This window comes from Massilia sp. Root418 (genome assembly GCF_001425265.1).
GTDB lineage: Bacteria > Pseudomonadota > Gammaproteobacteria > Burkholderiales > Burkholderiaceae_D > Rugamonas.
The window spans coordinates 529,430-548,691 of the sequence record NZ_LMEC01000001.1; the positions used below are offsets into that span (position 1 = coordinate 529,430).

The 19,262-nt window shown below is 65.7% G+C and carries 14 protein-coding genes; 2 read left to right on the forward strand and 12 right to left on the reverse strand.

Annotation, left to right across the window (positions count from 1 at the left end; all coding sequences use genetic code 11):
* Positions 1-3: 3 nt before the first annotated feature.
* The 5 genes from ASC94_RS02160 to ASC94_RS02180 form a co-directional block, all read right to left on the reverse strand.
* Positions 4-999: an NADP-dependent oxidoreductase gene (locus ASC94_RS02160; protein WP_056390063.1), complete on the reverse strand. Its 996-nt coding sequence runs from the start codon at positions 997-999 to the stop codon at positions 4-6.
* 10 nt (positions 1,000-1,009) lie between these two features.
* Complete coding sequence (locus ASC94_RS02165; protein WP_056390065.1) at positions 1,010-1,792, reverse strand: SDR family oxidoreductase; 783 nt, start codon at positions 1,790-1,792, stop codon at positions 1,010-1,012.
* A gap of 23 nt (positions 1,793-1,815) precedes the next feature.
* On the reverse strand, positions 1,816-2,118 hold the full coding sequence (locus tag ASC94_RS02170) for a Dabb family protein (protein ID WP_056390068.1): 303 nt from the start codon (positions 2,116-2,118) through the stop codon (positions 1,816-1,818).
* A 13-nt stretch (positions 2,119-2,131) separates the two neighbouring features.
* Positions 2,132-4,021, reverse strand: a complete 1,890-nt coding sequence (locus ASC94_RS02175; RefSeq protein ID WP_056390070.1) for an acyl-CoA dehydrogenase — start codon at positions 4,019-4,021, stop codon at positions 2,132-2,134.
* Positions 4,022-4,082: 61 nt separating this feature from the next.
* Positions 4,083-5,261, reverse strand: a complete 1,179-nt coding sequence (locus ASC94_RS02180) for an acetyl-CoA C-acyltransferase (protein WP_056390072.1) — start codon at positions 5,259-5,261, stop codon at positions 4,083-4,085.
* A 235-nt stretch (positions 5,262-5,496) separates the two neighbouring features.
* Between ASC94_RS02180 and ASC94_RS02185 the strand changes: the two genes are divergently transcribed.
* Both ASC94_RS02185 and ASC94_RS02190 read left to right on the forward strand, forming a co-directional pair.
* A complete protein-coding gene (locus ASC94_RS02185; protein WP_056390074.1) occupies positions 5,497-7,197 on the forward strand; it encodes an MFS transporter in 1,701 nt (566 codons plus the stop codon).
* A gap of 17 nt (positions 7,198-7,214) precedes the next feature.
* Entirely contained in the window at positions 7,215-7,865 is a 651-nt protein-coding gene (locus ASC94_RS02190) for a TetR/AcrR family transcriptional regulator (protein ID WP_229417140.1), read from the forward strand.
* Between the two features lies 1 nt (position 7,866).
* Here ASC94_RS02190 and ASC94_RS02195 read toward each other — a convergent pair whose 3' ends face one another.
* The 7 genes from ASC94_RS02195 to ldcA form a co-directional block, all read right to left on the reverse strand.
* Complete coding sequence (locus ASC94_RS02195; protein ID WP_056390082.1) at positions 7,867-10,962, reverse strand: EAL domain-containing protein; 3,096 nt, start codon at positions 10,960-10,962, stop codon at positions 7,867-7,869.
* Between the two features lie 114 nt (positions 10,963-11,076).
* A complete protein-coding gene (locus tag ASC94_RS02200; RefSeq protein WP_056390085.1) occupies positions 11,077-14,103 on the reverse strand; it encodes an EAL domain-containing protein in 3,027 nt (1,008 codons plus the stop codon).
* A 150-nt stretch (positions 14,104-14,253) separates the two neighbouring features.
* Entirely contained in the window at positions 14,254-15,132 is an 879-nt protein-coding gene (gene nadC, locus ASC94_RS02205) for a carboxylating nicotinate-nucleotide diphosphorylase (RefSeq protein ID WP_056390087.1), read from the reverse strand.
* Complete coding sequence (nadA, locus tag ASC94_RS02210; protein WP_056390090.1) at positions 15,129-16,265, reverse strand: quinolinate synthase NadA; 1,137 nt, start codon at positions 16,263-16,265, stop codon at positions 15,129-15,131. The genes nadC and nadA overlap by 4 nt, the downstream gene beginning before the upstream one ends.
* A 12-nt stretch (positions 16,266-16,277) precedes the next feature.
* Positions 16,278-17,879 (reverse strand): ABC-F family ATPase, encoded by a 1,602-nt coding sequence (locus ASC94_RS02215; RefSeq protein WP_082616041.1) that lies wholly within the window; start codon positions 17,877-17,879, stop codon positions 16,278-16,280.
* A 74-nt stretch (positions 17,880-17,953) separates the two neighbouring features.
* Positions 17,954-18,244 carry a hypothetical protein gene (locus ASC94_RS02220; protein ID WP_056390103.1) on the reverse strand — a complete coding sequence of 97 codons (291 nt, stop codon included), beginning with the start codon at positions 18,242-18,244 and terminating at the stop codon, positions 17,954-17,956.
* 82 nt (positions 18,245-18,326) lie between these two features.
* Positions 18,327-19,253: a muramoyltetrapeptide carboxypeptidase gene (ldcA, locus tag ASC94_RS02225; RefSeq protein ID WP_056390107.1), complete on the reverse strand. Its 927-nt coding sequence runs from the start codon at positions 19,251-19,253 to the stop codon at positions 18,327-18,329.
* Between the last annotated feature and the right edge of the window lie 9 nt (positions 19,254-19,262).

A 19,262-nucleotide genomic window follows, 5' to 3' on the forward strand; every position in this document is an offset into this window, starting at 1 on the left:
GGATTAGATGAGTTTCACCAGTTGTTTGCCGAAGTTTTTGCCTTTGAGGAGGCCCATGAACGCTTCCGGAGCGGCGGCCAGGCCATCCACGACCGATTCGCGGTATTTGAGCTTGCCGGTGGCGACCAGCCCGCCCAGTTCGCCCAGGCCCTGCGGCCACAATTCGATATGCTCGGAGACGATGAAGCCGCGCACCGTGAGGCGGTTGGTCAGCAGCACGCGCGCGTTGCGGATCGGGACGTCCTCGCCGTTGTAGCCGGCGATCATGCCGCACAGGGCCACGCGGGCGAAGGCATTGGTGCGCGCCAGCGCGGCGTCGAACACGGCGCCGCCCACGTTTTCAAAGATGGCGTCCACGCCGTCCGGCGTAGCGGCTGCCAGGTCGCCTTCCAGATTGCCGGCCTTGTAGTCGATGCAGGCGTCGAAGCCCAGTTCATTGACCACGTAGTCGCACTTGTCCTTGCCGCCGGCGATGCCGACCGCGCGGCAGCCGCGCAGCTTGGCCAGCTGGCCCACCACGCTGCCCACCGCGCCGCTGGCTGCGGACACCACCACCGTCTCGCCGGCCTTGGGCTGCATGATCTGGTTAAAGCCGAACCACGCCGTCATGCCCGGCATGCCTACCGGGCCGAGGTAGGCCGACAGCGGAATATGCGTGGTGTCCAGCTTGCGCAGCAGCGCGCCGTCCGACACGCCGATCTCGGACCAGCCGAACATGCCCGCCACGAAATCGCCCGCTGCGAACTTGGGATGCTTCGATTCGACCACCTGGCCCACCGTGCCGCCTATCATGGTGGCGTCCAGCGGCTGCGGCTCGGCGTAGCTCTTGGCGTCGCTCATGCGTCCCCGCATGTAGGGGTCGAGCGACAGGTAATGGTTGCGGACCAGGATCTGGCCGTCGGCGATGGCCGGGATCTCGGCCGTCTCCAGGCGGAAGTTGGCGGCTTCGACTTCGCCGCTCGGGCGCGAAGCCAGCACGATGCGCTGATAGGTACTCATCCGCTTCTCCTTACAGCGCCGACACGCCGCCGTCCACCGGCAGGGTCTGGCCGGTGATGTGCTTGCCCGCGTCGGACGCCAGCAGCACAACGGGGCCTTTGAGGTCCTCGTCGTCGCCCAGGCGGCGCAGCGGCGCTTCGGCGGCCATCTGCTCTTCGCCCAGCGCGGCCAGCAGGCCCGCCGTCATCTTGGACGGGAAGAAGCCCGGCGCAATCGCGTTCACCGTGATGCCGTGCACGCCCCATTCCGCCGCCAGCGTGCGCGTGAAGTTGATCACGGCCGCCTTGGAGGTGTTGTAGGCGATGGTCTGCATGCCCGGGGGATTACCGGCCAGGCCCGCGATGGAGGCGATGTTGATGATGCGGCCGTATTTGCGCGGGATCATCGAGCGCTTGCCCACCGCCTGCGATACCAGGAAGATGCTGCGGATGTTCAGGTTCATCACCTTGTCCCACGCTTCCAGCGGGTAGTCCTCGGCCGGCGCGCCCCAGGTGGCGCCCGCGTTATTCACCAGGATGTCGATATGGCCGCCCAGCTTTTCCATGGCAGCGTCCACCAGCGGGCCGACGGCCGCCTCCTTGCCCAGGTCCGCCGCGATGGCGTAGGCGGTGACACCGTGGCTGGCCAGGATGGCGACCGCGTCGTCCAGGTCGGCCTGCTTGCGCGAGGACAGCACCACCTTGGCGCCCTGCTCGCCCAGCGCCAGCGCCATTTGCAGGCCCAGGCCGCGCGAGCCGCCCGTTACCAGTGCGGTTTTGCCTTGCAGGCTGAATAGTTCTTGGGTAGTACGCATATCGTTGGTCTCCACTAATTAGCTTAGATTTCGTAGTCCATGCATTGGCGGGCGTCGCGCACCGCGCCAAAGAATGGTTTGAGGGCCTGGTGCTGAGGATGTTCCAGGTAGCCGTCTAGCGCGGCCTTGTCGGTAAATTCGGAATACAGGATTACGTCGTAGGTCGCTTCCAGGCCGGGCTGGGCGACTACCGCCTCCAGCTTCAGCATGCCGGGGACGATGCCCTGGCATGCGTCCAGCAGTTCTTTCATCTTCTGCGCGTTCGCGGCGCGGTCGGCGCCTTCGGCGTGGTCCTTGAGTTTCCACATGACGATGTGCTTGATCATTGCAGCTCCCTGGTTAAAACCACGCATCCTGCATGTCCAGCGTGGTTGTGTCTATACTTTCCAGCAAATCGAGCTGCTGCTGCACCTTGGGCAGCTCCCAGCGGAAGAAATAGCGGCAGGCTTGCAGCTTGCCGTGGTAGAAGTTGGCGTCGTCGCCGGGTATGGCGTCCTGGCCTTCCGCCAGGCTGCGCGCGGCCACGATGGCCTGCTCCAGCCACATCCATGCCACCACGATGTGGCCCACGGCTTCCAGGTAGGTGCTGGCGTTGGCCAGGGTCTTGTTCATGTCGCCGGCCGCGTACAGCGCTTGCGTCACGTGGCTGGTGCGGCGCAGCGCCGCGGCCAGTGCGTCGGCCTGCACCTTCAGTTCGGCCGACAGCGCGTGCTGCGGATTGGCCGACGCGGCGCGCTCCACCGTCTTGCGCACTTCGCCCGCAAAGGCCTTGAACAGCGCGCCGTCCTGCATGGACACCTTGCGGCCCAGCAGGTCCAGCCCGTGGATGCCGTGCGTGCCTTCGTGGATGGCGTTCAGGCGGTTGTCGCGGTAGAACTGCTCCACATTGTATTCGCGGGTGTAGCCATAGCCGCCGTGCACCTGGATCGCCAGGCTGTTGGCCTCAACGCACCATTGCGACGGCCAGGATTTGGTGATAGGCGTGAGGAAGTCCAGCAGCCGGCCGGCGTGCTCGCGCGCTTCGTCCGTGGCGGCCGTGTGCTGCTCGTCCACCAGGCGGGAGCTGTACAGCACCAGCGCCAGCGCGCCTTCGCTGTAAGCCTTCTGCGCCAGCAGCATGCGGCGCACGTCGGTGTGCGCGATGATGGGCAGCTGCGGCAGCGCCGGGTCCTTGGCGGCCGGATGGCGGCCTTGCGGGCGGTTGCGCGCATAGTCCAGCGAGTGCAGGTAGCCGGTGTAGCCCAGCACCGCAGCGCCCGCGCCCACGCCGATGCGTGCCTCGTTCATCATGTGGAACATATTGGCCAGGCCCTGGTGCGGCTTGCCGACCAGGTAGCCGATGGCGCCGCCCTTGCCCTGCGGTTTGAACTTGCCTTCGCCGAAGTTGAGCAGGCAGTTGCTGGTGCCGCGGTTGCCCATCTTGTGGTTCAGGCCCGCCAGCACCACGTCGTTGCGCTCGCCCGGGGTGCCGTCGTCATTGACCAGGAACTTGGGTACGATGAACAGCGAAATGCCTTTTACGCCGGGGATCAGCTTGCCGTCCGGGCCGGGGATCTTGGCCAGCACCAGGTGCACGATATTGCCGGCCAAATCGTGCTCGCCGGCCGAGATCCACATCTTGTTGCCGGTCAGGCGGTATTGGCGCTCGCCTTCCAGGCCCTCGCCTGGATCAGGTTCGGCGCGGGTGGTGATGTCGGACAGGCTGGAACCGGCCTGCGGCTCGGACAGGCACATGGTGCCGAAATAGCGCCCCTCGAACATCGGCTGCACGAAACGGCGCACCTGCTCGGGCGTGCCGGTCTTGAGCAGGGTGTTGGCGTTGCCGATGGTGAGGAACAGGTAGGATGTGGTGGACACGTTGGCCGCCGTGAAATAAGCCGCCAGCACCTTCTCCACCGTGACCGGCAGCTGCATGCCGCCCAGTTCATAGTCCTGGCTGGCCGCCATCAGGCCGGCGCCGACGTAGGCGTCCAGCGCGGCCTTCACCTCGGGGATGATCTTCACTTCCAGGCAGTGCTGGCCCGGCACGGCGTGCGGCTCTTCCTGGTCGCTCTTCTTGTTATGGGGCGCGAACAGGTCGGTGGCGATCTGCTCGGCGGTGTCGATGGCGGCGTTGAAGGTCTCGCGGCTGTGGTCCTGGAAGCGCGGGCGCTGGTTCAGCGCTTCCACGTCCAGCCACTCGTACAATAGGAAATCGATGTCGCGCCGCGACAGGAGCTTGGATTGCATAATAGTCTCCGGGATATTGTTGTGAAACGGGCGCTTCTGCGAGCGCCCGTGGTGACTGCTTTTAGACGACTTCGAACAGGCCCGCCGCGCCCTGGCCGCCGCCGATGCACATGGTCACCACCACGTACTTCACGCCACGGCGCTTGCCTTCGATCAGCGCATGGCCGGTCAGGCGCGCGCCCGACACGCCGTACGGGTGGCCCACCGCGATGGCGCCGCCGTTCACGTTCAGGCGGTCCATCGGAATGCCCAGCTTGTCGGCGCAGTACAGCACCTGCACCGCGAACGCCTCATTCAGTTCCCACAGGCCGATGTCTTCCACTTTCAGGCCGGCCTGCTTGAGCAGCTTGGGGATGGCGAACACGGGGCCGATACCCATTTCGTCCGGTTCGCAGCCGGCGACCGCGAAGCCACGGAAAATGCCCAGCGGCTTTAGGCCCTTGGCTTCGGCCACTTTCGCATTCATCACGATGGCGACCGAGGCGCCGTCCGAGAACTGGCTGGCGTTGCCGGCGGTGACCACGCCGCCCGGCATGGCGGTGCGGATCTTGGACACCGCTTCCAGCGTGGTGTCGGCGCGGATGCCCTCGTCGGCGGCAATGGTCACTTCCCGGCTCACCAGCATGCCCGTGGCCTTGTCGGCCACGCCCATCACGGTGGTCATCGGCACGATTTCGGCGTTGAACAAGCCTGCTGCCTGGGCTGCGGCGGCGCGCTGCTGGCTCTGCACGCCGTATTCGTCCTGGCGTTCCTTGCTGATGCCGTAACGCTTGGCCACGTTCTCGGCGGTCTGCAGCATGCTCCAGTAGATTTCCGGCTTGTTCTGCGACAGCCAGACTTCCTTATACATATGCAGGTTCATTTCCTGCTGCACGCAGGAGATGGATTCCACGCCGCCGGCGGCGAAGATGTCGCCCTGGCCGGCAATGATGGCCTGCGCAGCGGTGGCAATGGTTTGCAGGCCGGACGAGCAGAAACGGTTGATGGTCATGCCGGCGGTGGTAACCGGGCAGCCGGCGCGCAGCGCGATCTGGCGCGCGATATTGCCTCCGGTGGCGCCTTCGGGATTGGCGCAGCCGATCAGCACGTCCTCCACTTCGCCAGCCTCGATGTTGGCGCGCGCAATCGCCGCCTGCAGCGCGTGGCCGCCCAGGGTGGCGCCATGGGTCATGTTGAAAGCGCCTTTCCACGATTTGGCCAGGCCGGTACGGGCGGTCGAAACGATCACGGCATCAGTCATTTTCTGTCTCCAGGTTGGAAGTGTTGTAGTCGGTGGGGTAATCGATGGATCGAGAATAGCATATTTTAGTACGGTCGTTCGCAAATTTATTGAAACAACATGGAGCGAATGCTCCCTGTAAGTTCCGCGTAAGTTTGGAGCAAGCCTGACGTAAGGTTTCACGTCCATAGTGCATTCAGGCTAATAAAGTAACAACTCGTTAGCTTTTGGAATTAATAATTATATGGAGACAATCATGGCAACAGCATCCGGCACCGCCAACGGCGCCCGCAACATGGGGAAAGCAGCGCCCATGACGGCCGAGGAAAAGAAGGTCATCTTCGCTTCCTCGCTCGGCACGGTATTCGAGTGGTACGACTTCTATCTGTACGGCTCGCTCGCATCCATCATCGCCAAGCAGTTCTTTATCGGCGACCCTACCACCACTTTCATTTTCGCGCTGCTGGCCTTTGCCGCCGGCTTCATTGTCCGTCCGTTCGGCGCGCTGGTGTTCGGCCGCCTCGGCGACATGATCGGCCGTAAATACACTTTCCTGATCACCATCCTGATCATGGGCTTGTCGACCTTTATCGTGGGCCTGCTCCCCGGTTACGCAGCGATCGGCATTGCCGCTCCCATCATCCTGGTCACCTTGCGCATCCTGCAGGGCCTGGCGCTGGGCGGCGAATACGGCGGCGCGGCAACCTATGTGGCCGAACACGCGCCGCACGGCAAGCGCGGCCTGTTCACCGCGTGGATCCAGACCACCGCGACGCTGGGCTTCTTCCTGTCGCTGATGGTGATCCTGGGCACCCGCCTGGCCACCGGCGAGGAAGCGTTCAATGCCTGGGGCTGGCGCATTCCCTTCCTGGTGTCCGTGCTGCTGCTGGGCATCTCCGTGTGGATCCGCCTGTCGATGAATGAATCGCCTGCGTTCGCCAAGATGAAAGCGGAAGGCAAAGTGTCCAAGGCGCCGCTGAGCGAAGCCTTCGGCCAGTGGAAAAATGCCAAGATCGTGATCCTGGCGCTGATCGGCCTGACCATGGGCCAGGCCGTGGTGTGGTACACCGGCCAGTTCTATGCCCTGTTCTTCATGCTGCAGACCCTGAAGATCGACATCGCCACCGCCAACGTGCTGATCGCCATCGCCCTGCTGCTGGCCACGCCGTTCTTCATCTTCTTCGGCAGCCTGTCGGACCGCATCGGCCGCAAGTACATCATCCTGGGCGGCTGCGTGATTGCCGCCGCGACCTACTTCCCGCTGTTCAACGGCCTGACCCACTTCGGCAACCCAGCCCTGGAAACCGCGCTGAAGAACTCGCCAGTGGTGGTGGTGGCCGATCCGGCTTCCTGCCACTTCCAGTTCAACATGACGGGCACCAAGAAGTTCCCTTCTTCTTGCGACATCGCCACCGCCATGCTGTCGGCTAACTCGGTGGCTTACACCCGCCAGGATGCCGCGCCAGGCAGCGTTGCCACCATCAAGATCGGCGACAAGGAAGTCAGCTCCTTCAACGCCGTCATGACCCCGGACGGCCTGAACTTCAACGACGAGAGCAAGAAGCAGGAAGCCGCGTTCAAGAAGGAAGCCGGCGCAGCGATCAAGGCCGCAGGCTACCCAGCCAAGGCTGATCCGGACCAGATCAACAAGCCGATGATGGTCGTGCTGCTGTTCATCCTGGTGCTGTACGTGACCATGGTGTACGGCCCGATCGCCGCCATGCTGGTGGAAATGTTCCCGACCCGCATCCGCTACACCTCCATGTCGCTGCCGTATCACATCGGTAACGGCTGGTTCGGCGGCCTGCTGCCAACCACCGCCTTCGCGCTGGTGGCCTTCAAGGGCGACATCTACTACGGCCTGTGGTATCCGATCGTGATCGCCCTGATCACCGCCGTGATCGGTACCCTGTTCGTGAAAGAAACCATCCACAACGACATCTACGCTGCGGACTGATACTCCGCCTGCGTCCCTTGAAACCGCCTTCGGGCGGTTTTTTTATGCCGCTTTCGGCGGCAAGCTCACAAGCCGCCCATGATCACCGCGGCGACCTGCGCCGCGCGCCTATTGAAACGGCAATGGATGTGCTGCAGGAGGACAAGGGCTGGCAGTTCACGCTGCGGGAAGTGGCCCGCCGGGCAGGCGTCAGCCATGCGGCGCCCTACAAGCACTTTCCCGACAAGGCCGCGCTGCTTGTCGAGCTCGCGATGATGGGCTTTGACCGCTTGCGTGAGGCCCTGGCGGCAGCAAGGTCCGGCCCGCCGCTGTCGCTGCGCGACGAGCTTGCCGTATTGGCGCGTGCCTATGTCTCGTTCGGAACGGACAATCCGGCACTCTACCGCCTGATGTTCAGCGCGGAGGAAGTCAAAGCGGCGGGGATGCACCTGAACGGGCGGGCGCTGGCGGTGTTCGGCGTGGTCCTGCAGCTGCTCGGCCGGGGCCAGGCGGCAGGGAGCATACGCACGCGGCCGATACAGGGCCAGGCTGCAGCCTGCTGGGGCCTCGTCCACGGCATGACCATGCTGGGGATCGACGGGCTCCTGGCGCCAGAGAAGGTGGGGCCCGCCCCCTTGGAAGCTGCCTTGAGCACGCTGGCGGAGGGGCTGGAGAACCTGGCAGGCTGAGTTACGCGGCGCGTAGCGGCGGGTGGACGCAGTCGCGCAGCTGGGCGTCGCTCCAGGGCTTGGGGAAGATGCGGTTGGCCGCGCCGCTGTTGAGGGCCTCCAATGCTTGCGCGAAGCCCGCGTCGCCAGTCAGCAGGATGCGCTCCGAAGCTGGATGCTGCTGCGCCACCTGGGCAAGGAAGCCGGCACCGGCCATGTCCGGCAACTGGTCGCCGCACACCACGACGTGCACCGCGTTCGCTTCCAGCAGCGCCAGGGCATCCTCGCCGCTGGCGGCAGCGAGGATCTTGCAGCCTTCGCTTTTCAGCACGCGGTTCAGGGCGCGCAGTGTGGCCGCCTCCGCGTCAACCAGCAGCATGCAGCGCTGGGCCTGGGGCTGAGCATGATGTTCGCCTTGCGCCACGGCTTGCCCGGACTGCCCCTGGACGGACCTGGCCGACAGCGTCAGCTTCTTGCCGGCCGCAAGCAAGGTGGCGAAGCTGTCCGCCGGCAGCGGCTTGCTGAACAGCGCCCCTTGCATGACGTCGCAGCGCTGATTGCGCAGGCCGTTCAACTGTGCTTCGCTGTCCACGCCGTCGGCAACCACCTTGATGCCCAGCGTATGGGCCAGCGAAATGATGGCGCCGCACAGCACGGCAGCGGCTTGCGAGGTGGCCAGTTCGTGCACCAGCGCTGGGTCGATCTTCAGGCGGTCCACCGGGAAGCGCTGCAGGCAGGCCAGCGATGCCTGGCCGTTGCCGAAATCGTCCAGTGTGATGCCCACGCCCAACGCCTTGAGTTCGGCCAGCACGGCGGCGGAAGCATCAGCGTCCTGCATCAGGGCCGCTTCGTTCACTTCGATCATGAGGGCCGCGCCCGGCACGCCATGTCCAGCCAGCGCGTGCCGCACGCTGTCCGCCAGGCCGGGCAGCCGGAACTGGCTGGGCGACAGGTTCACCGCCACCGGCGGCACCTGCAAGCCCAGCCCCGTCCATTCCTTGATCTGGCGGCAGGCGCGTTCGATAGCCCAGGCGCCCACCGGCATCACCAGCCCGGTTTCTTCGGCCTGCCGGATGAACTCCAGCGGCGCCAGCAGGCCGCGCTGCGGGTGCTGCCAGCGCATCAGCGCCTCGCAACCGACCACACCGCCGTGGGCCAGGCTGTTTTGCGGTTGGTAGAACAGCAGCAATTCGCCCCGGTCCAGCGCACGGCGCAAGGCCAGTTCCATGGCGCTGCGCTGCGCCACCTGCGCGTTCAGGGACTCCGCATAGTAGCGGTGCATATTGCCGCCCCGCTCCTTGGCTTGCTGCATGGCCTGCAACGCGTGCGGCAACAGGCCGGCGGCGTCCTCGCAATCGTCGGGATAGACCGCGATGCCGGTCGAACACATCAGCTTGAGCTGCGGGGTGCCGGGCGGCAGCAGGCTGGCGTCGATTTCCTGTCCCAGCGTGGCGGCCACGCGCGCGGCGATTTTGCCTGCGTGCGCGGCGGACGCCAGGCCTGGCAGCAGTACGATGAACTCGTCCGCCCCGGGCCGGGCCAGCACGGCCTTGTCGCCCGCTGCCTGCGCCAGCCGCAGCGCCGCCTGCACCAGCAACTGGTCGGCGACGGCGTAACCCAGCTTCTCGTTGATGATCTCGAAACTGTCCAGGTTGATGTGCAGGCAGCCCAGCTTCCGGTGCGCTGCGGCAGCCTGTTCTGCCAAGGGGGCCAGCTGGCGCTGCGCGGTTTCCAGCGTAGCCAGGCCGGTCAGGTTGTCGTAATAGACCGGATGCACTGCGGCGGCCTCGGCCTGCTGCACGCACTGCGCGTGCAGGCGGCAGCGGGCAATGCCCAGCACCAGGTCGTCCGCCACTTGCTGCAGCAGCGCCAGTTCCTGGCTGGTGAACACATCCGCCTTGGCCGAATACAGCCCCAGCACGGCGAATGGCGCGGCGTCGGGATCGGTGCGCAGCGGCAGCGCTGCGGCCGCCAGCAGGCCATGCGGCACGGCCGGACGGCCCTCCGCATTGAACACCAGGTCCTCCGCCAGTTCGCCTGTCGTCATGGTGCGGTCCTGGTGGATGGCGGTGCCGAAACCGCCCTGCTGGTGCGCGTCGTCGCCCCAGGACAGGGCCAGCTTGTGGATGTAGCTGGCGTCCGTCCCCGCATGGGCTGCCACCTCGATGCTGCGCGCTTCGTCGTCGAGCGCATAGCCGACCCAGGCCGCGCGATAGCCGCCGTGCTCGCACAGGTGGGCGCACACGGCAGTCATCAACTCCTTGTCGTCCGCCGCCCGCAGCTGCGACTGCGCGCACGCAGAAAACAGCGCCCAGGACCGTTCCAGGTGCAGCAGGCGCGCGCTCTGGGCGGCGCCACGCTTGGCGGCAATCGTGGTTTCGTCGGCAATGCGGTTCATGGAGCGCACCAGGATGTCGAACTCGCTGGCGCTGTCGGCGTCCACATTCATGCGCGTGGCGCGCACGGAGGCGCGGGCCTGGCTGCCGCCGTGGCTGAAGTTGTCCGAGGCAATGGCACCGGCGAAGGCAATGCAGTCGCGCAGCGTGCCGTCTATGCTGTGGGTGAGGCGGCGCGCCAGCGCGACCCCGGCCGCCACGGCCAGCGCCGGCAGCAGCAATATGGCCACCAGCGCGGTCATGCCCATGCCGGACGCGCGCGCCCGCCCTTTTGCGGACGCTTCCGCAGCCCGTGCGCGCAGGGTTTCCAGCAGCGGCGCCAGCGCAGCACCGGGGGACGCGCCGCTGCCTGCCTGGGCGCCGGTGCCGGCATCGAATTCGTAACTGAGGGTCGTCGCCGCCTGCGCGGCGCGCCGTACGCTGGCTTCGCCGCTCAGCGCCGCGACGGTACGCATGCGCTCGCGCAGCGTCTGCAGCGCCGCCTGGCGGGTGGCGGGCGCTTCCAGCTGGCGGAGGTCCGCGCCCGCCGTCAGCGCCAGCTCCAGGGCGTACTGCTCCTGCCCGCTGTAAACGCGCCAGGCCTGGACGGCATATAGGTGAAACATCGCTGCCACCAGCGCCGCCAGCAGCATCGGCAGGGCCAGGCTGGCCACCACGCCCCACAGCCTTCCGTGCAGGCTGAGGCGCGCCAGGCGGTTATCGAACTCGGCAAGCAAACGCATGAAGCGGCATCTCCTGTTCACAACGGCAGCGGTATAGACCGGCTGCTACAAGTACATGTTAGTACTTTATTTGCCGTTAGGAAAGTTTTAATGCTAAACAGGAGTTGACGCAGATCAAATGGCGACCAGTTGCTGGTGGCGGAACGCTTCCTGTACGCATTCGCGCAGCTGCTCGTCGTCCCAGGGCTTGGTGAAATAACGGTACACGGCGCCGCGGTTGATGGCGTCGATGACGGAATCCAGGTCCGCGTAACCGGACAGGATGATGCGTACCGTGTCCGGATACAGCTCCTTGACGCGGCTGAGGAACTCGATGCCGCTCATTTCCGGCATGCGCTGGTCCGATAGCACCACCTGCACCGGATTCATGGCCAGCAGCTTGAGCGCGTCGGCTGCACTGGTGGCAGCCAGGATCTTGTAGCCGTCCAGGCGCAGCGCGCGGTTCAGCGCGCGGATGATGTTGGGCTCGTCGTCCAGCAGCAGCAGGGTGCGCGGCGCCTCGGCCGCGTCGGGCAGGACCAGCTTCTTGCCGCTGGCAAGCAGCTGGGCGAAGGCTTCGGGCGGCACCGCTTTGCTGAACAGGAAGCCCTGCATGCTGTCGCAGAAGCGCCGCCGCAGATAGTTCATCTGCTCGTCCGTCTCCACGCCCTCGGCCACCACGCCCACGCGCAGATTGTGCGCCAGACCGATCACCGCATTGCAGATGGCGGCATCGTCGGGCGAGGTGGTGATGTCGCGCACGAAGGACTGGTCGATCTTGAGGTGGTCGATCGGGAAGCGCCGCAGATGGCTCAGCGAGGAATAGCCGGTGCCGAAATCGTCCAGCGAGATGCCGACGCCCACCTCCTTGAGCTCATTGAGCGTGCGGATGGCGCCTTCCACGTCGTGCATCACGGCGCTTTCGGTCAGCTCCAGCACCAGCTGGCGCGCCGGCGTGCCGGTGCTTTCCAGCGCGCGGCGCACGGTCTGCACCAGGTCCTTCTGCTGGAACTGCCTGGCCGACAGGTTCACCGCCACCGGCGGCGCCTTGACGCCGCTTTCGCGCCAGGCCTTGAGCTGGGCGCACACATTGTCGATTGCCCACGCACCGAGCGGCAGAACCAGGCCGGTTTCCTCGGCCAGCTTGATGAATTCACCCGGCGCCACCATGCCGCGCGTGGGGTGCTTCCAGCGCATCAGCGCCTCGGCGCCGATGACCACGCCGGTTTGCAGATTGCACTGCGGCTGGTAGTGCATGGCGAGCTCATTCCGCTCCAGCGCGCGGCTCAGCTCGGACTCCATCACGAAGCGCGACGCCATGCGGGCGTTCAGCTCGGGCGCGTAGTAGCGGTAGGTATTGCCGCCCTGCCGCTTGGCTTCCTGCATGGCCAGGCCGGCGTTGCGCAGCAGGTCGCCGGGCTGCGCGCTGTCGTCCGGGTACACGCTGATGCCGACCGAGCCGGCCGGCCGGATGGCGGGTGCCCCTGCCGGCAGCACGCCCTCCGGCACGGCTTCGGCCAGCCGGGACACCATGCGCGCGGCGGCCTGCGCGGCGTCGGCCGCTGCCTGCAAGGGCAGCAGGACGATGAATTCGTCGGCCCCGGTCCGCGCCAGCAGCGCGCCCTCGCCCGCGCTTTGCGAGAGCCGTTGCGCAGCCTGCTGCAGCACTTGGTCGCCACCGGCGCGGCCCAGCGTGTTGTTGACGTCCTTGAAATGGTCCAGGTTGACGTGCAGCGCGGCCAGCTTCCGGTTGCCCGAACGGGCCTGCTCCGCCAGCGCCGGCAGCTGCGCCTGCAGCGTTTCCATGCGGGCCAGCCCGGTCAGGCTGTCGTAGTTGACGTGGTGCGCCAGCTGCTCCTCGGCGCGCCGGCGCTGGCCGGACTGGCGCCGGCTGGCGATGCCGAACGCCAGGTCGTCGGCCAGGTCGCGCAGCAGCTGCAGCTCCTCGTCTTCGAACGCGCGGGTCCGTTCGGAGTAGATGCCGAGCACACCGAAAGGCTTGCCGCCGCCGTCGCCAAGCGGCAGCGCCAGCGCCGACGACAGGCCGTGCGGCGGCGTCAGTTCGCGCCAGCAGGTGAACACGAGGTCCGAAGCAAGCTGGCTGGTGGTCAGCATGCGGTTCTGGTGGATGGTGGTGCCGAAGCCGCCCTGCTTGTGCACGTCCGCGCCCCAGCTCAGGTGCAGGCCGTGCACATAAGCGGCGTCGGTGCCGGCGTGCGCCGCCACTTCCACGCTTTGCGCCTCGTCGTCGCGCGCATAGCCCACCCAGGCCACGCGGTAGCCGCCCAGCTCCACCAGGTGGGAGCAGATGGCGCCCACCAGCTCGGCCTCGCCTTCCGCCTGCACCAGCGATTTGCTGCAGGCCGAGCGCAGCGCCCAGGCGCGCTCCACCCGCTCCAGCCGCGAGGTCTGCTCCACTTCGCGCTCGGCGGCGGTGATGGTTTCATCGGCGATGCGGTTCATGGAGCGTACCAGGATGTCGAATTCGCTGGCGCTGTCAGGATCGGCGTCGATGCGGCGCGCACGCGCGGCCGGGCGCGCCGCACTGCTGCCATGGCTGAAATTGCCGGCGGCGATATCGCCGGCAAAGGCGATACAGTCGCGCAGCGTACCGTCGATGCTGCGCGTGATGCTGCTCGCCAGCGCTACCGCCCCGGCCAGCGCCAGGGCTGGCAGGAGCACCATGGCGAGCATCGCCATGCGCCCCAGCAGCACGGCGTGCGCCTGCGCTCTGGCGGCCGCGCCCGAGGCCTGCGCGGCCAGCTCGTCGAGCAGCGGCGACAGTGGTGCCGGCGGGGCCGCCTTGGCGGTTTCGTATTCGTAAGTGCGCAAGGTGACGGCTTGCGCGGCGGCGCGCACCCCTGGGTCCTCGCTGAGTGCAGCGATGTCGCGCATCTGGCTGCGCAGGCCGCTCAGCGTGGCGCGCCGAGTGGCGGGCGATTCTACGCCGGCCAATGAGGCACTGCCTTTCAGGGCCAGTTGCAGCGCGCGCTCGTCCTGCTCGGCGTAGGCGTGCCAGGCCGATGCGGCATAGGCGTGCACGAGTAGCACCAGCAGCGCCGAGGCTAGCATGGGAATAGCGATGCAGGTGATGACGGTGCGCAGCCGGGCGCGCAGGCTCAGTCGTGCGAGGCGGGCGTGGAGCTTAGCCAGCAAAGCCATGGATGGCGCTCGCGGGGCCGGGATGAAGACTATCGTTCCGCATACTGCTGCGATTCCTCATGCGCATACTCCTGTGTGGTTCAGGCGGGCTGCGGAACGATAGTACCGCTTTTTCCGCGCACGCGGAAGAAGCGCAGGGCAAGCAGAATCTCAGCCGATAATGCGCAGGGAAAAATCCGTGGCGCGGATGTCCTTGGTCAGGCTGCCGATGGAAATGCGGTCTACGCCGGTCTCGGCGATGCCGCGCACGGTGTCCAGGTTGACGCCGCCCGAGCCTTCCAGCAGCGCGCGCCCGGCATTGAGCTGCACTGCCTGGCGCATCATGCCGAGGTCGAAGTTGTCCAGCAGGACCGAAGTGGCGCCGGCAGCCAGCGCTTCCTCCAGCTCCGCCAGGTTCTCCACTTCCACCTGGATGGTCACGCCTTCGCCCGCAGCCGCGCCGACGCGCTTGGCCGCCACCAGCGCGGCGGTAATGCCGCCAGCGGCCGCGATGTGGTTTTCCTTGATCAGGATGCCGTCGTACAGCGCCATGCGCTGGTTGGCGCCGCCGCCCACGCGCACCGCATACTTCTGCGCCAGGCGCAGGCCTGGCAGGGTTTTGCGGGTGTCCAGTATGCGGGCATTGGTGCCCTCCACGACCTGCACGTAGCGCCGCGTGGCGGTCGCCACGCCGGACAGCAGCTGCATGAAGTTGAGCGCCGCGCGTTCGCCGGTGAGCAGCGCGCGCGACGGGCCTTCCAGCGTGCAGACCGCGCTGTCAGCCTTCATCATGTCGCCTTCAGCGTAATGCCAGGTGACGCTGATGCTGCCGTCGACGGCCAGCATCACACCCTCAAACCACGGCGCGCCGCACAGCACGGCATCTTCGCGCACGATCACACGGGCGGTGCTGCGGCCATCCGCAGGCACCAGCTGCCCGGTCAGGTCGCCGGTGCCGACGTCTTCCAGCAGCGCGGCCAGCAGGTTCGCTTCAAACGCCGCCTTCAGGGGTGCGTCAAATGGGGCATGGGGGTTGCGCAAGGTGCTCATGCGGGTCCGATTCCCTGGAAAAGTTTGGCTTCCTGCGCCAGATCGGCACCTGGGGCCACCTTGGCCTTCCTGGCGGCCGCGAAGTCCAGCATGCGGTCGATGGAGCGCTTGGCCAGCACGCCGACCGCGGGGTCGACGTGGATTTCGTTCTTCATGTTCTCCAGCACATCGGCCAGGTTCTGCAGGCCGTTCATGGCCATCCACGGGCAGTGCGCGCAGCTCTTGCAGGTGGCGCTGTTGCCGGCGGTGGGCGCTTCAATGAAGGTCTTGCCCGGCGCGGCGGCGCGCATCTTGTGCAGGATGCCGTTGTCGGTGGCGACGATGAAGGTGTCCGCGTCCATGTTGGCGGCGGCCGCGATCATCTGCGACGTGGAGCCCACCACGTCGGCCTGCTCCACCACGTTGGCCGGCGACTCGGGGTGCACCAACACCTTGGCGTTCGGGTATTCGGCCTTCAGCAGGTCCAGTTCCACGCCCTTGAATTCATCGTGCACCAGGCAGGAGCCCTGCCACAGCAGCATGTCGGCGCCGGTCTGCTTCTGGATGTAGGAACCCAGGTGTTTGTCCGGTGCCCACAGGATCTTCTTGCCCTGCTCGTGCAGGTGCTTGACGATGTCCAGGCCGATCGACGAGGTCACCATCCAGTCGGCGCGCGCCTTCACGGCGGCGCTGGTGTTGGCGTACACCACCACGGTGCGGTCCGGATGCTGGTCGCAGAACGCTGTGAACTCGTCGGCCGGGCAGCCCAGGTCCAGCGAGCAGGTCGCATCCAGGTCCGGCATCAGGATGGTCTTCTCGGGACTGAGGATCTTGGCCGTCTCGCCCATGAAGCGCACGCCCGCCACGACCAGGGTCTTGGCGGGGTGGTCACGGCCGAAACGCGCCATCTCCAGCGAGTCCGACACGCAGCCGCCGGTTTCCTCGGCCAGGTCCTGCAAGTCGGCGTCGACGTAGTAGTGCGCAACCAGCACTGCTTCTTTTTCTTTCAGCAGGCGCTTGATGCGCTCCTTGAGGGCAACGCGTTCTTCCGCGCTGGGAGTGGCTGGCGTACGAGCCCAGGCATGCGCAACGCAGCTGGTTCCTTGTTGCGGATGCTCGTACTCGACTGGCTTGATGGCGAGAGTCTGTTGCATGGTGCTCTGAGGTTAGTTGATGCCCTGGCTGGTCAGATATTCTTCGTAGTTGCCGCGGAAGTCGACGATTTCATTTTCCTTGACTTCCAGGATGCGGTTGGCCAGCGAGGAAACGAACTCGCGGTCATGGGAGACGAAGATCAGGGTGCCGGCATACTTGTCCAGCGCGATGTTCAGCGACTCGATCGATTCCATGTCCATGTGGTTGGTCGGTTCGTCCAGCAGCAGCACGTTGTGGCGGCCCAGCATCAGCTTGCCGTACATCATGCGGCCCTTTTCACCGCCCGACAGCACGCGCACGGACTTCTTCACTTCGTCGCCGCCGAACAGCAGGCGGCCCAGGATGGAACGGACGGCCTGGTCGTCGTCGCCTTCCTTGGTCCAGCGGCCCATCCAGTCGGTCAGCGTCAGGTCGGTGGCGAATTCCTCGGTCGGATCCTGCGGCATGTAGCCCACGTTGGCGTTTTCCGCCCACTTGATGCGGCCGGTGTCAGCGTTCAGGCCCGTGATCTCTTCGCCGCCGATGCAGCGCAGCAGCGTGGTTTTACCGGCACCGTTGGCGCCGATGATCGCAATGCGCTCGCCAGCTTCCACCATGATGCTGAAGTTCTTGAACAGCTGGCGGTCGTAGGCCTTGGAGATGTTTTCGGTTTCCACGGCCAGGCGGTGCAGTTTCTTCTCGCCGTCGAAGCGCACGAAGGGATAGGCGCGCGAGGACGGTTTCATGTCCTCGACCTTGATCTTGTCGATCATCTTGGCGCGCGAGGTAGCCTGGCGGGCCTTGGATTTATTGGCCGAGAAGCGGCGCACGAAGTCCTGCAGCTCGGCGACTTTTTCTTTCGCCTTGGCGTTGTTGGCCAGTTGCTGGTTGCGGGCCTGAGTCGAGGCCAGCATGTATTCGTCGTAATTGCCCGGATAGATCTTCAGTGTGCCGTAATCCATGTCGGCCACGTGGGTGCACACCTGGTTCAGGAAGTGGCGGTCGTGGGAAATGATGATCATGGTGGAGTTGCGCTCGTTCAGCACGTCTTCCAGCCAGCGGATGGTGTTGATGTCCAGGTTGTTGGTCGGCTCGTCGAGCAGCAGGATGTCCGGGTTCGAGAACAGGGCCTGGGCCAGCAGCACGCGCAGCTTCCAGCCCGGCGAGACGTTGCTCATCGGTCCCTGGTGCAGCGAGATATCGACGCCGGCGCCCAGCAGCAGTTCGCCCGCGCGCGATTCGGCGGTGTAGCCGTCGTATTCGGAGACTTTGCCTTCCAGGTCGGCCGCGCGCATGTAGTCGTCGTCGGTGGCGTCCGGGTTGGCGTAGATGGCGTCGCGTTCCTGCATGGCGGCCCACATCTCGGTGTGGCCCATCATGACCACGTCCAGCACGCGCATTTCCTCATAGGCGAACTGGTCCTGGCGCAGCTTGCCGAGGCGCTCGTTGACGTCCAGCGCCACGTTGCCGGCCGACGGTTCCAGGTCGCCGCCCAGGATTTTCATGAAGGTCGACTTGCCGCAGCCGTTGGCGCCGATCAGGCCATAGCGGTTGCCGTCGCCGAACTTGACGGAAATATTTTCGAACAGCGGCTTGGCGCCGAACTGCATGGTAATGTTTGCGGTGGATAGCACGACTGGAGGCCCTTAAAGCGGTAAATTTCACAACCTGACATTCTACCACTCTACGGGCGGGGCGTCAGCCGGGCTCAGTGAACATAACGGGCGATGAAATAAACCGCTCCTACCAGCGCGCCTGCGACGCCAATGATGCGCCAAGTCATCAGTTGCAACTCCTTGTGGATCTCCACACGCAAGGCCCCTTCTGCCCGCACCAGGTCTTCCTTGGTCACATAATTTGAACGAATAACCTCCACGGTAGTCCTCACGGCCACCATTTCCTTTTCCAAGTTGATAATACGGGAGAGCATAGCTCTATCATTGGCACGGCGCGGCAGGAAGTCAAGCGAGGCCGGCGGCTGGTCGTTGGAGTTCATCATCGCTCCAGGCTGAGGATGGGGAAGATCCATTGTCCGCCTGGCGATCCGGACGTGGTTTGCGCCGGGTCAAACGGACGCGCTATCAGCGCGAGCCATGCCCCAGTGTGGGGTAGCCACTGGCGGTCAGCTCGAAGGCGCCGGAAGGGTCGGACAGCAGCCGCGCCTGGGCGCCGAACGGCAAGGTGCAGCGCTCCTTGATGTGGCCGAACGGCAGCCCGGTCAGCACCGGTATCGCCAGGCGCGAACGGATGTAGGCCAGCATGGCGTCGAAGTCGTAGCCGTTGTCGAAGGCCGCCAGCCTGTAGCCTGATACGTCGCCCAGCACCAGCGCCTTCTGCTTGTCCAGAACACCCGCGTGCAGCAGCTGCAGCAGCATGCGTTCGATGCGGTACGGATGCTCGTTGATGTCTTCCACGAACAGGATGCCATCGTCCATCCGGGCGAAATACGGCGTGCCCAGCAGATGCACCAGCATGGCCAGGTTGCCGCCCCAAAGCGTGCCCTGCACGTCCACCACCGGGTTGCCGGCGCCGGTGCCGCGCACCGTGTGCGCCGGGCCGCGCAGGCAGTCCCAGAACTGGTTCAGCGTGTAGTCCACCGGCTCGTCGCGGATGAAATCATCGCAGACCATCGGGCCGGCAAAGCTGATGGCGCCCGTGGCCTGCATCAAGCCCATGTGGAAGGCGGTGAAGTCGCTGTAGCCGACGAACAGCTTGCCGCTGTCGGCCATGGCGCGGAAATCGATCTGGGGCAGGATGCGGCTGATGCCGTAGGAACCGCGCAACGCCATCACCACCTGCACGGCCGGATCGGCCGCCGCTGCATTCAGCTGCGCCAGGCGCGCCTCGTCGGTGCCGCCGAAACGCTGGAACTTGCGTTCGGGCTCGTAGTAATTGTGCACCACGCAGCCTTGCGCCTCCATGCGCGCGATACCGCGCGCCAGCGCTGCCTCGTCCAGTGCGTAGCCGCCTGGCGCGGCAATGGCTATCCCGATTTTTTGCGTACTCAAATTCGTCCG

Excerpts from the sequence above, each read along its gene's own strand:
- nadC (WP_056390087.1), bottom strand. The coding sequence starts at position 15,132 with ATGAGCACCTTGCGCAACCCCCATGCCCCATTTGACGCACCCCTGAAG.
- ASC94_RS02185 (WP_056390074.1), top strand. The coding sequence starts at position 5,497 with ATGGCAACAGCATCCGGCACCGCCAACGGCGCCCGCAACATGGGGAAA.
- nadA (WP_056390090.1), bottom strand. The coding sequence starts at position 16,265 with ATGCAACAGACTCTCGCCATCAAGCCAGTCGAGTACGAGCATCCGCAA.
- ASC94_RS02165 (WP_056390065.1), bottom strand. The coding sequence starts at position 1,792 with ATGCGTACTACCCAAGAACTATTCAGCCTGCAAGGCAAAACCGCACTG.
- ASC94_RS02220 (WP_056390103.1), bottom strand. The coding sequence starts at position 18,244 with ATGATGAACTCCAACGACCAGCCGCCGGCCTCGCTTGACTTCCTGCCG.
- ASC94_RS02195 (WP_056390082.1), bottom strand. The coding sequence starts at position 10,962 with ATGCGTTTGCTTGCCGAGTTCGATAACCGCCTGGCGCGCCTCAGCCTG.
- ASC94_RS02170 (WP_056390068.1), bottom strand. The coding sequence starts at position 2,118 with ATGATCAAGCACATCGTCATGTGGAAACTCAAGGACCACGCCGAAGGC.
- ASC94_RS02200 (WP_056390085.1), bottom strand. The coding sequence starts at position 14,103 with ATGGCTTTGCTGGCTAAGCTCCACGCCCGCCTCGCACGACTGAGCCTG.
- ASC94_RS02180 (WP_056390072.1), bottom strand. The coding sequence starts at position 5,261 with ATGACTGATGCCGTGATCGTTTCGACCGCCCGTACCGGCCTGGCCAAA.
- ASC94_RS02175 (WP_056390070.1), bottom strand. The coding sequence starts at position 4,021 with ATGCAATCCAAGCTCCTGTCGCGGCGCGACATCGATTTCCTATTGTAC.
- ASC94_RS02160 (WP_056390063.1), bottom strand. The coding sequence starts at position 999 with ATGAGTACCTATCAGCGCATCGTGCTGGCTTCGCGCCCGAGCGGCGAA.